The organism is Ruania suaedae (genome assembly GCF_021049265.1).
Lineage (GTDB): Bacteria > Actinomycetota > Actinomycetes > Actinomycetales > Beutenbergiaceae > Ruania > Ruania suaedae.
In genome coordinates this window covers 2,775,437-2,788,518 of the sequence record NZ_CP088018.1, presented here as the reverse complement: position 1 = coordinate 2,788,518, position 13,082 = coordinate 2,775,437, and the positions used below count along the sequence as shown (strand labels likewise).

Sequence of the window (13,082 nt, the reverse complement as noted above, 5' to 3'; positions counted from 1 at the left end):
ATGGCGGCTACGCTGCGGTGGCAGACTGGAGCCGTGACCTACTACCCGGGACGCGCCGTCGTCGACCTGGACGCGATCGCGGCGAACGTCGGCCGGCTGCGCGAGTGTGCGCCGACCGCGCAACTGATGGCCGTCGTCAAGGGTGACGCCTATGGCCACGGGCTGGTGCCGGCGGCACGCGCGGCGCTGCGCGGAGGCGCCGACTGGCTCGGAGCCGCGCAGCTGCCCGAAGCCCTGGCGCTGCGCGCTGCCGGGATCACGGCCCCGGTGCTGACCTGGCTGTACGGCCCCGGTGCTCCGCTGGCCGACGTCCTGCGAGCCGGCATCGACATCTCCGCCCCGGCGCCCTGGGCGCTCGCCGAGATCGCCGCGGCCGCCCGCGTCACCGGCACCACCGCCCGGCTGCACCTCAAGGTCGACACCGGGCTCGGCCGCGGCGGGTCGTTCCTGGACACCTGGACCGAGATGCTGCACGAGTCGCTCCGGCTGGAGGCCGAGGGTCTCGTCCGGCTGGTAGGCGTCTGGTCCCACCTCGCCCGCGCCGACGAGGACGGTCAGCCCGGTGTCAGCGACCAGATCGCTGTCTTCGACGAGGCCGTGCGGCGTGCCGAGGCCGCCGGTGCCCGGGTGGAGGTGCGCCATCTGGCGAACTCGGCAGGCACCATCGCGGTGCCGCAGGCGCACTACGACCTCGTGCGGCCCGGGATCGCCGTCTACGGACTCTCCCCGATGCCGCAGACACACCCCTCGCCCCAGGTCGGACTCACCCCGGCGATGCGGGTGGAGGCGGATCTGCACGTGGTCAAGGGGGCCGAGGCCGGGCAGGGCGTCTCCTACGGCCACACCTACGTCACCTCCGCCCTGACCACCCTCGCCACCGTGCCGCTGGGTTATGCCGACGGCATCCCGCGGCGGGCGAGCAACGCCGCACCGGTGCAGGTCGCCGGACGGCAGGTGCGTATCGCCGGGCGGGTGTGCATGGATCAGTTCGTGCTGGACGTGGGTGACCTGCCGGTGGCCGCGGGCGAGAAGGCCGTGCTGTTCGGTAGCGGCTCCCAGGGCGAGCCGACCGCGCAGGACTGGGCGGACGCCGTCGGGGGGATCAGCTACGAGATCGTCACGCAGATCGGGCCCCGGGTGCCGCGGGTCTACCGAGGGACAGGAGCATGAGCAGATGACGGGCAGCGCACGGGCGAGCGGGAAGCAGGCCGAGGCGGGGGCCACGGCGAGGCAGCTGACCGATGCGGCCGCCACCCGGGAGCTCGGCCGTCGCCTGGCACGGGTGCTGCGCGCGGGTGACCTGGTGATCCTCACCGGCGACCTCGGCGCGGGCAAGACCACCCTGACCCAGGGGATCGGCGAGGGTCTCGGCGTGCGCGGGCGCGTCGCCTCACCGACCTTCATCATCGCCCGCGAGCACGCGCCCACCGGGGACGGGCCAGGTCTGATCCACGTGGACGCCTATCGGCTCGCCTCCATCGCCGAGGTCGACGCGCTCGACCTGGACTCCTCGATGGCCGAGTCGGTCACCGTGGTCGAGTGGGGCGCCGGGCTGGTCGAAGGGCTCGCGCAGGACCGGCTCGAAATCGACCTGGTGCGTCCGCGCGGGGTCGAGGGCGCGGGCGTCGAGCTGGGGCAGGCCGCCGCCGCCGATCAGCCCCGGCGGGTGGTGCTGCGCCCGGTCGGCGCCCGCTGGAACGGGGTCGAGTTGCCGGGCGCGGTCGTAGGGTAGGGACGTGACCCCCAACTCCCTCCTGCTGTGCCTGGACACCTCTGACGGGGCCGCGGTGGCGGTGCTGAGCGCGGGGCGCATTCTTGCTGCCGCCCGCAGCGACGACCCGCGCCGGCACGTGGAGAACCTCACCCCGCTGATCGTGGGATGCCTGCAGTCGTGTGGTCTCGAGGCCTCCGACGTGAGTGCGATCGCCGTGGGCACCGGGCCCGCGCCCTTCACCGGACTGCGGGTGGGACTGGTGACGGCGCGCCTGTTCGCCCAGGCGCGCGAGGTGCCGGTGCATGGTGTCAGCTCCCTGGACGCGATCGCGGCCGCGGCGCTGGAGGACGCCGCCGGGGGTGCGGAGGTGCTCGTGACCACCGATGCGCGCCGCCGCGAGGTGTACTGGGGCCGGTACCGGCGCGAGGAGTCCGCGGGGGTGCACATCGTGGCCGGGCCGGGCGTCGCCGCAGCCGCGCAGGTGGCCGCCGACCATGAGGACCTGGTGCGCGCAGGTAGCGTGGTGGGCCGGGGACTGGCTTTGTATCCGGACGAGCTGGCCGCCCAGGTGAGCGACCCCGCGCGGGCGGGGGCCGCCGTCGTGGATCCTGCATGGTTGGGGCGCCTGGCACTGCAGCGCGCCGAGGCCGGTGTGGCCCAGCCCACCGACGCCCTCTACCTGCGCCGGCCGGACGTGCACGTGGCCGCCGGACAGCCCACCGGCCGGTGACTGCGGCCGCAGGCTCGGCGGACTTGCGGCCGCTGCTGCGCTCGGATCTGCCGGCCGTGATGGCACTCGAACCGGTGCTGTTCGGACCGGCGAGCTGGAGCCGGGAGGTCTACGAGGACGAGCTCGCGCTGCCGGATCGCGCCTACGTGGCGGCCGTGACCGGCTCGCACCTGGTGGGGTACGCCGGCATCGCCCTCGGCGTGGACGCCTCGGTGATGACCGTGGGCGTCGACCCGGCGCACCGCCGCCGCGGGCACGCCGGGCGGATGCTGGCCGAACTGATCGGCCGGGCTCGCTCGGCCGGATCCGAGAGCGTGCTGCTGGAGGTGCGTGCCACCGACGCCGGGGCGCAGGCGCTGTACGTCTCGTTCGGGTTCGAGGCGCTGGGCGTGCGGCGCGGGTACTACCAGCCCGAGGGGGCGGACGCGGTGGTCATGCGGTTACGGTTGAGAGCGAGCAGGAGTCCCGGCCCCGTGGGCGCGGAGATCGTCGAGCCAGTCGAGGAGACGCAAGCGATGACCGAGGCAGACCCGTTGCGCCGCAGGGTGCTGATCTCCGCCGACGAGCTGGCCGAGCTGATCTCCTCCAGCGTGCCGTTGACGGTGCTGGACGTGCGGTGGTCGCTCGCCGAGCCGGACGGGCGGCGCTTCTACCTGGCCGGGCACGTGCCCGGCGCGCAGTTCGTCGACCTCGACCACGATCTCGCGTCCGCCGCCGGCAGCGATGACGGACGCCACCCGCTGCCGAGCCTGGAGACGCTGCAGGCCGCCGCCGAGCGGTGGGGTCTGGATGACGGCGATCCGGTCGTGGTCTACGACGACTCCGGTGGGATGTCAGCAGCCCGGGCCTGGTGGCTGCTGCGCTGGGCGGGCGTGCCGGATGTGCGCATCCTCGACGGTGGCCTGCGCGCCTGGAGCGAGAACGGCGGCATCATGGAGGACGGGGAGGTGCAGGTGGCCCCGGGCACGATCACGCTCTCGCCCGATCACATGCCGGTCGCCGACGCCGACGAGGCCGCCGCCACCCCCGCACGCGGGGTGCTGCTCGACGCCCGTGCGCAGGAGCGCTACGCCGGTGAGGTGGAACCGGTCGACCCCCGCGCCGGTCACATCCCCGGCGCCGTCAGCGCCCCCACGGCCGACAACCTCGACGAGCGCCAGCAGTTCCGCACCAGCGATGAGCTGCGCCGCCGGTTCGAGTCGCTCGGTGCCCGGGACGCCGAGGACGTGGTGGTGTACTGCGGATCGGGCGTGACCGCCGCACACGAGGTGGCGGCGCTGGCCGCCGTCGGCATCGAGGCCCGCCTGTACCCCGGGTCCTGGTCGCAGTGGTCGGCCGACGAAGCACGGCCGGTGGCCACCGGGCTCGACTAGCGCCGACGCCGCCCCCACGCGGGCGTAGGCTTGGCGCTCATGGCATCAGTGCACCACGACGCGCCCCTCGTGCTCGGCATCGAGACCTCCTGCGACGAGACCGGCATCGCCCTGGTCCGCGGGACCGAGCTCCTCACCGACGTCACGGCCTCCTCGATGGACGAGCACTCACGGTTCGGTGGGATCGTGCCCGAGGTCGCGAGCCGTGCGCACCTGGAGGCCTTCGGGCCGACCCTGAGCTCCGCCGTCGGGAAGGCCGGCGTGAGCCTGGGTGACATCGACGCGGTGGCGGTCACTTCCGGGCCCGGGCTCGTCGGATCGCTCACCGTGGGCGTGGCGGCGGCCAAGTCGCTCGCCCTCGCGCTCGGGGTGCCGTTGTACGGGGTCAACCACATCCTCGGTCACGTCGCGGTCGACGCGCTGGTGGACGGCCCCTTCCCGGAGGAGTTCCTGGGACTGGTGGTCTCCGGCGGGCACTCCAGCCTGCTGCACGTACGCGACATCGCCACCGACGTCGTCGAGCTGGGCCAGACCCTCGACGACGCCGCGGGGGAGGCCTTCGACAAGGTCGGCCGCCTGCTCGGCCTGCCCTACCCGGGCGGGCCGCACGTGGACAAGCTCGCCCAGCAGGGCGATCCGGCCGCCTTCGCCTTCCCGCGCGGGCTCTCCCGCCCCAAGGACATGGCCGCCCACGCCTTCGATTTCTCCTTCTCCGGGCTCAAGACCGCCGTGGCCCGGGTGGTGGAGGGCTTCACCGACCGCGGCGAGGAGGTACCCGCGGCCGACGTCGCAGCTTCCTTCTCCGAGGCCGTCGCCGACGTCCTGGTCACCAAGACCCTGGCCGCGTGCGAGGCACGCTCGGTGCGCTGCGTGGTGATCGGGGGCGGGTTCTCGGCGAACAGCCGGCTGCGCGCGCTCGCCACGGAGCGCTTCGGTGAGGCCGGGATCGACGTGCGGATTCCGCCGATCCGGTACTGCACCGACAACGGCGCGATGATCGCCGCGCTCGGTTCCGCCGTGGTGGCAGCGGGGCTGCCGCCCTCGGAGCTGGACATCACCATCGACTCCCAGATGCCCCTGACCCAGGTGCTGGCGACTACATGAGGCTCCCCACCTCCGCGCGCCTGGCCGCTCTGGCGACCGCCGGTGCACTCGCACTGGCGGGTTGCACCTCGCCCACGGGGCAGGAGGCGGCGCCCTCGGGTTCGCCGTCCCCGTCCGCCTCGCCTACCGAGGAGCCGACGCCGGAGCCCAGCGACTCCCCGTCGCCGACCTCCGAGTCGCTCGCCTGGGGCCCGACCGAGGACGACGTGGCCGCGGCAACCGAGGTCGCCGCCGGGATGAGTCCGGGGGAGGTCGCCGGACAGGTGATTCTCGCCCGCTTCCCGGGAACGGACCCGGCGGACGCCGCAGCCAGGCTGAGCGAGTACCACCTCGGTGGGCTCGTGGTGTTCGGGAACAACGTCGCCTCGACCGAGCAGGTGGCCGCGACCGCCGAGGCGGTGCAGGAGGCGCAGGCGCAGTCGGGGCGGGACTGGCCCGCCATCGTGTCGGTGGACAACGAAGGCGGCCTGGTGCAGCGGTTGTCGGCGGACACGGGGGACTGGACCTCGTTCCCGCCGTTCATGGCTGCGGGCGCAGCCGACGATCCCGAGGTGGTGGCCGCGGCCGCCGAGGCGATGGCGACCGAGCTGCGGGCCAGCGGGGTCAACTACGACTTCGCGCCGGTCGCGGACGTGACGATCGGGGCAGCGGACCCGGTGATCCGGGATCGGGCTCCGGCCGGGGACGCCGACCGCGCAGCTCGTGCCGTGGTCGCCGCCGTGGACGGCTTCACCGACGGCGCCGTGGTGTCCAGCCTCAAGCACTTCCCGGGCCACGGGGCGCTCACCGTGGACTCGCACGAGGACCTGCCGGTGCAGTCCGCCTCCGCCGAGGCGCTGGCCGAGCGGGACCTGATGCCGTTCCAGGCCGGGATCGACGCCGGTGCCCCGACGGTGATGATGGGTCACATCTCGGTCGAGGCGTGGGATCCGGGCGTGCCGGCGTCGCTGTCACCGGAGGCCTACCGAGTGCTGCGCGAGGAGCTGGGCTTCACCGGGGTGGCGATCACCGATGGCCTCGACATGGGAGCGCTGACGCAGACCCGCACCGCCGAGGAGATCGCCGTCGAGGCGCTCGCGGCCGGCGCGGACCTGTTGCTCGGCCCGACCGACGTGGCCGAGGCACACCACGGGATTGTCAGTGCACTCGAGGACGGGACGTTGGACCGCGAGCGGGTGGACGAAGCAGCGGGCCGGGTGATCGCGCTCATGCAGTGGCAGGAGCAATCGGCCGAGGAGGCCGGTGCCGTCGAGATCGATCAGTCCGACGCCGGCGCCGAGGCCTCCGCGGACCTGAGCGCCGCGGCCGTGACCCTCGTTCAGGGGGAGTGCTCGGGAGCGCTGGCCGGGCCGCGCATCCACGTGCGCGGCGGATCTGCGGACGACTGGGAGGGTTTCGCCGCTGCGGCGGAGCGCGCCGGCCTGGAGGTGGTGCCGTTGGAGCAGCCCGCGGACACCGACCTCCGGCTGATCACCGCAGCGACGCCGTCGGGGAGGGCGGACGTGGCCGTGGACCTGGACGCGCCGTGGCTACTGGCCGGTAGCGACGCCCCCGTGCAGATCGCCGCGTTCGGTCGCACGGCCGGGGCGATGGACGCCGTGGCCGCTGTGCTGACGGGAGAGGCGGAAGCGCCGGGGAGTCTGCCGATCGAGGTCGAGGGACTGGCGGCGACTGCCTGCTGAGGGGCTCCCGCGACGAGGGGACCGGGCAGGACTGAGATCGACTCGCCAGTCATGGGAATCCACCTTCGGCATTGGAATCCGGTTCTGACGCTCCACACGCGGATTCCAATGCCGAAACTGGATTCCGATGCGGGCTCCCAGGGGGTGCGGAGCCGCTCGGTACCTGCCGGCGCCGCCGTGGAGTACTGCGTGCTCGCGTCCCTGCGCGCGGGTGCCTCCTACGGCCGGGACATTGCCCGCCGGCTCAGCGCGGACGGCGTGCTGATGAGCGGTGAGGGTACGCTGTACCCGTTGCTGGCGAGACTGCGGAAGTCGGGGCTGGTGGAGACCCACTGGCAGGAGTCGACGTCCGGGCCGCCGCGCCGGTACTACGCGCTCACCGGGGAGGGTGAGCAGGCGCTCGAGGTGTTCATCCGCGCCTGGTCACCGTTTCGGGACGCCGTCGATTCCAACTTGGGGGACGACGAATGACCGAGGCAACCCAGCGGCTGGCCCGCTATCAGGACGATCTCGCGCGGCTGCTCGCGGCGCTGGAGCCGGTGGAGCGGGCCGGGGTGCTCGACGGGGTGCGTGAGCACATCGATGCCGCGCTCGCCGAGGTGCCGGGGGAGCCGGGTGAGGCAGATGCGAATCGCATCCTGTCCGAGCTGGGATCGCCGGGGCAGGTGGCCGAGGCGGCGCTGGCGGAGCGACATGCGGCGGTGTCGAGCGGTCCCGGTACCGACACACTCGACCGCTGGCGGGAGCAGTTCGGTGGGCGCTGGGTTCCGCCGACGGTCACGACCGGGCTGTTGATCATCGGGTTGTTCTCCTTCACGCCAATCGCGTGGCTCCCGCTCCTGGCAGTCCTCGCAGCCCTGGTCTTGTCGAACCTGTGGACCGCGCTGGAGAAGGTTCTCGGCGCAACGATCGTGCCGTTCGGACTGGCACTCACGATGCTGTACTTCATCACGGGCAGGGACCGCTTGCTCGTCGGGCCAGGCCTCGGGATCGTCGCCATCGCGGTGCTGTTGGTCCTCGTCATCCGCGGCTCCAGACGCGCCGCCCAGCTCCAGCGTGGTCGGTCCTGAGCGATGACGCCAGCAGTTCAAGCCTGACCGTTGACGACGCGAGGTCGTCTTTCCGCCGATCACCGTGACGGGATCGACACGGATGCGTCAGTCTGCTGCAGCATGGCCCCGCACTCCACGCATCGGTGTCGATCCGGTCACGGCCTCGTCTGGCAGCCTTCGTCCGGTCCTGCAGGGGACGAAAGTTCGACCCCTGAAGGCCGATAGGGTCAAATATTCGGCCCGTTGTCGGGCTCGCGCTCATCGCGGCGCGGCGAGCCCTGACGGCGAGGCGTCCCCCTGAAGCCTGCCCGCACGGCCTCAGCGCGGATCGATCGGCCGCCCGGCGTGGAACTCGTCCACCAGGTGCCCCACCACCCGCGCCAGGTCGCCCGGCGCGCCCCCGGCCGCCACCACGCGCTGGCGCGCCGCGGATCCGCCGGTGCGGATGATCTCGCGCACCCCGTCCAGTGCGGCGGCACACCCCAGGTCCGCGGCGATCGGCGCGAGGTCGGCCAGCACGGCCTGCAGCGAATCGGTGACGAGCTCCTCGTTGCCGGCCTCGTCCAGGATGATGATCGCCTCCATCCCGTAGCGCGCCGAGCGCCACTTGTTCTCGGCCAGGAACCACGGTGAGATCCGCGGCAGCTCCTCGCCGGCGTCGATCATCCGGGAGAACTTCTCCACCAGGCAGTGCGTCAGCGCCGCCACCGCCGCGAGCTCCAGTGCGTTCGAGATGCCGTCACAGATCCGCATCTCCAGGGTCCCGAACTTCGGGGACGGCCGCAGATCCCAGCGCACCTCGTCGAACTCGTCGATCACCCCGGTGAGCAGCATGTCGTCGACGTAGCGCTCCAGGTCCGCCCAGGTGGTGATCGAGGTGAACGGCAGCCCCGCCGTCGGCAGCTGCTGGAAGAGCAGCGCGCGGTTGGAGGCGTAGCCGGTGTCGCGTCCGTCCCAGAACGGCGAGGACGCCGAGAGCGAGAGCAGGTGCGGGTAGTAGGTCAGCAGCGCCCCCAGGATCGGCAGCACCTTGTCCCGTGACTCGATCCCCACGTGCACGTGCACCCCGTAGATGAGCATCTGGCGGCCCCACCACTGGGTCCGGTCGATCAGCGTGGCATAGCGCTCCTTGTCGGTGACGCGCTGGTTCCCCCAGTGCCCGAACGGGTGGGTACCCGCGCACGCCAGCTCCACCCGGAGCGGATCGGTGATCTCGCGCACGAGGGCGGTCGAACGCTGCAGGTCCGCCATCGCCTCCGGCACCGAACGGCACACCCCGGAGACGATCTCGACCGTGTTCAGCAGCAACTCCTGCCGGATGGTCGGGTGCTGGGAGCCATCAGCGGGGGCGACCGCGTCGAGCACCGTCTGGGCCACCTGGCGCAGGTCGCCGGTGTCGCTGTCCACCAGGGCCAGCTCCCATTCGATCCCGAGGGTCGACCGCGTGGAGGGGGAGAACTCGATCGTCACCCGCCCATCCTTGCACCGCACCGGCCCGCCGGTGCCACGCGCCGGTCAGGCCCGCAGCGGCTCGACCACGATCACGCTCTGCTTGCCCCGCAGCCGGGTCAGCACGATCGTGGCCTCCTCCGGCCCGTTCAGTGCGAGCTGCTGGCGCAACTGATCCGGCACGACGGCGGTGCCTCGCTTCTTGATTGTCAGCCGCCCCACCTCCCGCGTGCGCAGGTAGGCCCGGAGTCGCTTCAGGCCGAAGTCGAAGGAGTCCAGCACCCGGTATCCCGTGGCGAAGGGGGTCTCGCGAGCACCGGCGGTGGTGATGTACGCGATCGACTCGTCCACCAGGGCCCCGTCCAGCTGCTCGGCCAGCTGGGCCACCAGCCCGGCGCGGATGACCGCGCCGTCCGGCTCGTACAGGAACGTGCCCAGGTCGGCGGCGGCCGCCTGCACCGGGCGGGCGTCCGCATCGCCCGGGCCCGTGATCGTGTGGGCCTGGTCGCCCTGGAGCACCAGGGCGCTGCGGCCGGAGCCCTCGTGAGCGAGGTCGCCAAACCACAGCCCTGCCTCAACGACGCTGCCGTCGACGCTGACCCACTGGGCGTGCGTCTCGGAGGGGAGCGCCGTGTAGGGCACGCCCGGCCCGACCTTCAGGCCGAGGTTGGGCACCTGCTCCCGCAGCGCGAGCAGGGTGTCCAGATCGGGGGAGTAGGAGCGCGGATCGAAGACCCGGGCGCCGGAGCGCGTCCGCCGGGCCGGATCGGCGAAGACGCCATCGACGCCCTCCGCGGCCAGGTCGAGGGTGGTGGCGTCCGCGAGCCGCACCTGGGCCTGCTCGAAGGCGCGCAGGTTGACGGTCGCCAGGGTCGCGGTCTCCTCGTCCAGCTCGACCGCGAGTACCTGCAGGCCCAGGGCGGCCATGGCCATGGCGTCGGCGCCGAGCCCACACCCCAGGTCGGCCACGTGGCGCACGCCCGCGGCGGAGTACCGGCGGGCGTGCCGGGCGGCCACGCTCAATCGCGTGGCCTGCTCGAGGCCGCTCTCGGTGAAGAGCATCTCGGCGGCGAACTCACCGAACTTCGTGCGGGCGCGGGTGCGCAGCCGGCTCTGCGTCAGCGCGCCCGCCACGAGATCGGGGTCGAGGCCGCGTGCGCGCAGCCCCTCCGCGAGCCGGAGAGCCTGACTCTCGTCGTAGGGCGGGAGCTGGGCGAGCAGTGCCCAGCCCTCGGGAGAGAGCAGTTGGGCGAGAGTGCGGCGGTCCACCCTGTGATCCTGTCATGGGCACGGGGAGATCGGCCCACCACCGCTTCTCGCTCATCGTCGCCGGACCGGCTAGCGTTCGCGCTGTGAGCTATCAACCGCCGAACCGTCCCCTGCCCGAGCAGCAGCGGCCGAGCCAGCCGTACGCGCCGCCGCAGCAGGGCTCCCCGCCGCAGCAGGCCGCGTACGGGCAGGCCCCCCAGCCGCACCACGGTCAGCCGGGCGCACCGCAGTACCAGGCCGCCTACGGTGGCGCTGCGCACCCGCAGTACGGCGGACAGCAGGGTCGCACCCAGTACGGCGGCCACCCGGGTTATGCACCTGCCCCGGTTGCCGTCACGCCGCCGTCGGAGCAGTACGCGCCCTCGGCGCAGCACCCGTGGGTGACGGCGCCGCCGAGGCACCCGCGCCGCCGGGTGGTGTTCGAGATCCTGCTGCTGGCCGTTGGGGCGCTCGGCGTGCTGTCGATCGTGGGCCTGATGGCCCTCGGTATGGGCGTGGGCAACATCGTCGTCGCGGCGCTGTTCTCGCTGGTGCCGCTGGCCATCGTCGGCGCCGCGGTGCTCTGGGTGGACCGGTGGGAGCCCGAGCCGCGTCTCCTGCTCGCTGCGGCCTTCGTCTGGGGCGGTGGGGTGGCGGTCTGGCTCTCCAGCCTGCTTAACCTGCCGTTCGGCCTCGCCCTCGGCAACCTCGTGTCGCCGTCGATGCCCGAGGCGGTGATGCCGGCCGTCTTCGGGGCCCCGGTGGTCGAGGAGTTCTGGAAGGGCCTGGGGGTGCTGCTGATCTTCCTGGTCCGGCGGCGTCAGTTCAACGGCCCCGTGGACGGGATCGTCTTCGCCTCGGTGATCGCCGCGGCGTTCGCGTTCGTGGAGAACATCCAGTACCTCGGTGGTGCCGGTGACGGGATGGCGTTCACGTTCATCATGCGCGGGCTCGCCTCGCCCTTCGGTCACCTCATCTACACCGCCTGCATCGGGGTGGCGCTCGGCCTGGCCTCACGTCAGCGCAGCAAGCACGCGTGGCTGTGGCTCATGCCGCTCGGCTACCTGGGCGCGGTCCTGCTGCACGGGGCGTGGAACGGTGCCGCCAGCTACACCGGGTCACTGGGCGGCCTGGCCGCGATGTTCCTGTTCCTGAACTGGGTGCCGCTGGTGATCTGGGCGATCATCCTGGTCTGGCTGCGCAAGAAGGAGACGCAGCTGCTGGGGGCGCGGCTGAGCGAGTACGTGCCCTCGGGCTGGCTGGTGCCGCAGGAGGTCACGATGCTGACCTCGATGGCGGGGCGCCGCCAGGCGAAGGCCTGGGCGGCCCGCGGTGGCCCCCAGGCGGCGGCCGCGATGACGTCCTTCCAGAAGGCGGCGGTGAACCTGGCCTACGCCCGGCAGGACCTCTACACCGGTCACACCGGCATCCGCGCCCGTCAGGACGAGGCAGTGCTGCTGGAGACGATCGGGCGCACCCGGGCGCAGTTCAAGACGGCGCTGAGGGTGTGAGCGGCACGCGCGAGCTGCTCAACTGCTGAGCAGCTCGCGCATCGCTGCCACTGCCGCACCGCGCGCGTACAGGCCGAACGTGAACGGCGGGCGCTGCACCGGTACATCGTCGGGATCGCCCTGCTCGAGGAACTCCGACATCGCAGCATGTGCGTGTTCCGGTGCGACATCCAGCATGTCCACACCCTCGCCCATGATCGCCACCGCCTCGGGGTCGAAGGCGTTGACGGCGTCGGCCACGACCGCCCCGAGCGCACGGGCGGCGGCCTGAAAGGCGCGCAGTGCGCGTTCCTCACCGCGCCTCGCCCGGGCGAGCGCGAGGGCGTGCTCGCCCGGTGCCACGCCGGCGTTGTGCTCGGTGGCCGGGATCGTCACGAAGCTGTGCACGCAGTCGAGATGGCCGTTCTCACATCGCCGGCCCTTGCCGCCGATCCGGGTGTGTCCGACCCGGCCGGCGCGACCGTGCGCGCCCGGGTGCAGGACACCGTCGATCACCACACCCGAACCGATGCCGGCGCCGACGCCGAACACCACCAGCGACCGGTGGCTGGCGTCACTGCCGAACCAGTGGTGCGCCCCGGCCAGGGCGTGCACATCGTTGACCACCGTCGCCGGCAGGCCCGTCGCCGCGCTGACCAGCTGCCCCAGCGGGACGGCGTCCCATCCGAGGAAGTTCGAGTGGCGCAGCAGAAGGCCTTCGGCGGAGGGTCGGATGTCTCCGGCCACCGCGATACCGACGCCGACGACATCAACGACACCGGAACTGCCGGAACTGCCGGTGCTGCGGGCACGTCCGGTCCCACGCGCCGCGGCCTCCGTGATCGAGTCGGCGATCAGGGCGACGACGTCCGGAACGGCACGCGAGTGCAACGCTCGCTCCACTTCGGCCACGGGCTGCGCGCGCAGGTCCGTGAGCACCAGGTACATCGTCTCGGCTGTCAGCTTGATCCCGGCGAAGTGGGCGGCGTCGTGGCGCAGGTGGAGCGATTCGGCCGGCCGCCCGCGACCACCCAGTGGCACCGAGGACCCTTCCGCGATGAGCTGGGCATCGAGGAGGGTGCGGGTGATCCGGGACAGACTCGTGCGGGACATGCCCAGACGCTCGGCGATCCGCACGCGGGGCAGGGCGCCGTGGACGAGCAGCTCGAGCAGCACCCGGCGTTCGGTGTCCGGGACCGCCGGCCAGCTCGACCCTCGCGGTGTCGAGGTCTCCACGGCC

Annotated in this window: 12 protein-coding genes; 9 read left to right on the top strand and 3 right to left on the bottom strand. The window is 72.6% G+C overall.

Features of this window, described 5'->3' with window-relative positions; translation table 11 throughout:
• The 8 genes from alr to LQF12_RS12755 all read left to right on the top strand — a co-directional run bounded on the left by alr (position 1) and on the right by LQF12_RS12755 (position 7,673).
• Entirely contained in the window at positions 1 to 1,170 is a 1,170-nt protein-coding gene (gene alr, locus LQF12_RS12795) for an alanine racemase (RefSeq protein ID WP_435531190.1), read from the top strand.
• A gap of 4 nt (positions 1,171 to 1,174) precedes the next feature.
• The gene (tsaE, locus tag LQF12_RS12790) at positions 1,175 to 1,732 is read left to right on the top strand and encodes a tRNA (adenosine(37)-N6)-threonylcarbamoyltransferase complex ATPase subunit type 1 TsaE (protein ID WP_231053306.1); all 558 of its coding nucleotides are present in this window, start codon (positions 1,175 to 1,177) and stop codon (positions 1,730 to 1,732) included.
• 4 nt (positions 1,733 to 1,736) lie between these two features.
• The gene (gene tsaB / locus LQF12_RS12785; RefSeq protein WP_231053305.1) at positions 1,737 to 2,444 is read left to right on the top strand and encodes a tRNA (adenosine(37)-N6)-threonylcarbamoyltransferase complex dimerization subunit type 1 TsaB; all 708 of its coding nucleotides are present in this window, start codon (positions 1,737 to 1,739) and stop codon (positions 2,442 to 2,444) included.
• A complete protein-coding gene (gene rimI, locus LQF12_RS16500; protein WP_354004675.1) occupies positions 2,441 to 3,817 on the top strand; it encodes a ribosomal protein S18-alanine N-acetyltransferase in 1,377 nt (458 codons plus the stop codon). The genes tsaB and rimI overlap by 4 nt, the downstream gene beginning before the upstream one ends.
• Positions 3,818 to 3,856: 39 nt before the next feature.
• The gene (gene tsaD / locus LQF12_RS12770) at positions 3,857 to 4,921 is read left to right on the top strand and encodes a tRNA (adenosine(37)-N6)-threonylcarbamoyltransferase complex transferase subunit TsaD (protein WP_231053304.1); all 1,065 of its coding nucleotides are present in this window, start codon (positions 3,857 to 3,859) and stop codon (positions 4,919 to 4,921) included.
• Entirely contained in the window at positions 4,918 to 6,603 is a 1,686-nt protein-coding gene (locus LQF12_RS12765; protein ID WP_231053303.1) for a glycoside hydrolase family 3 N-terminal domain-containing protein, read from the top strand. The genes tsaD and LQF12_RS12765 overlap by 4 nt, the downstream gene beginning before the upstream one ends.
• 108 nt (positions 6,604 to 6,711) lie before the next feature.
• Positions 6,712 to 7,074 carry a PadR family transcriptional regulator gene (locus LQF12_RS12760; RefSeq protein ID WP_231053302.1) on the top strand — a complete coding sequence of 121 codons (363 nt, stop codon included), beginning with the start codon at positions 6,712 to 6,714 and terminating at the stop codon, positions 7,072 to 7,074.
• Positions 7,071 to 7,673, top strand: coding sequence for an HAAS signaling domain-containing protein (locus LQF12_RS12755; protein WP_231053301.1), 603 nt, complete (start codon positions 7,071 to 7,073; stop codon positions 7,671 to 7,673). The genes LQF12_RS12760 and LQF12_RS12755 overlap by 4 nt, the downstream gene beginning before the upstream one ends.
• A 300-nt stretch (positions 7,674 to 7,973) precedes the next feature.
• On the opposite strand, the gene LQF12_RS12750 is transcribed toward LQF12_RS12755, so the two are convergent.
• Together LQF12_RS12750 and LQF12_RS12745 are read right to left on the bottom strand one after the other, a co-directional pair.
• Positions 7,974 to 9,125, bottom strand: a complete 1,152-nt coding sequence (locus tag LQF12_RS12750) for a glutamate--cysteine ligase (RefSeq protein WP_231053300.1) — start codon at positions 9,123 to 9,125, stop codon at positions 7,974 to 7,976.
• A gap of 45 nt (positions 9,126 to 9,170) precedes the next feature.
• Positions 9,171 to 10,373, bottom strand: coding sequence for a class I SAM-dependent methyltransferase (locus LQF12_RS12745; RefSeq protein WP_231053299.1), 1,203 nt, complete (start codon positions 10,371 to 10,373; stop codon positions 9,171 to 9,173).
• Between the two features lie 83 nt (positions 10,374 to 10,456).
• Between LQF12_RS12745 and LQF12_RS12740 the strand changes: the two genes are divergently transcribed.
• Positions 10,457 to 11,863, top strand: coding sequence for a PrsW family intramembrane metalloprotease (locus tag LQF12_RS12740; RefSeq protein WP_231053298.1), 1,407 nt, complete (start codon positions 10,457 to 10,459; stop codon positions 11,861 to 11,863).
• 18 nt (positions 11,864 to 11,881) lie between these two features.
• Here the strand turns inward: LQF12_RS12740 and LQF12_RS12735 are convergent, their stop codons facing one another.
• Positions 11,882 to 13,078 (bottom strand): ROK family transcriptional regulator, encoded by a 1,197-nt coding sequence (locus LQF12_RS12735; RefSeq protein WP_231053297.1) that lies wholly within the window; start codon positions 13,076 to 13,078, stop codon positions 11,882 to 11,884.
• Positions 13,079 to 13,082: the final 4 nt, after the last annotated feature.

Bases quoted from the DNA above. Each gene is read 5' to 3' on its own strand.
- alr (WP_435531190.1), top strand. From the start codon at position 1: ATGGCGGCTACGCTGCGGTGGCAGACTGGAGCCGTGACCTACTACCCG.
- tsaE (WP_231053306.1), top strand. From the start codon at position 1,175: ATGACGGGCAGCGCACGGGCGAGCGGGAAGCAGGCCGAGGCGGGGGCC.
- tsaD (WP_231053304.1), top strand. From the start codon at position 3,857: ATGGCATCAGTGCACCACGACGCGCCCCTCGTGCTCGGCATCGAGACC.
- LQF12_RS12765 (WP_231053303.1), top strand. From the start codon at position 4,918: ATGAGGCTCCCCACCTCCGCGCGCCTGGCCGCTCTGGCGACCGCCGGT.
- LQF12_RS12760 (WP_231053302.1), top strand. From the start codon at position 6,712: ATGCCGAAACTGGATTCCGATGCGGGCTCCCAGGGGGTGCGGAGCCGC.
- LQF12_RS12755 (WP_231053301.1), top strand. From the start codon at position 7,071: ATGACCGAGGCAACCCAGCGGCTGGCCCGCTATCAGGACGATCTCGCG.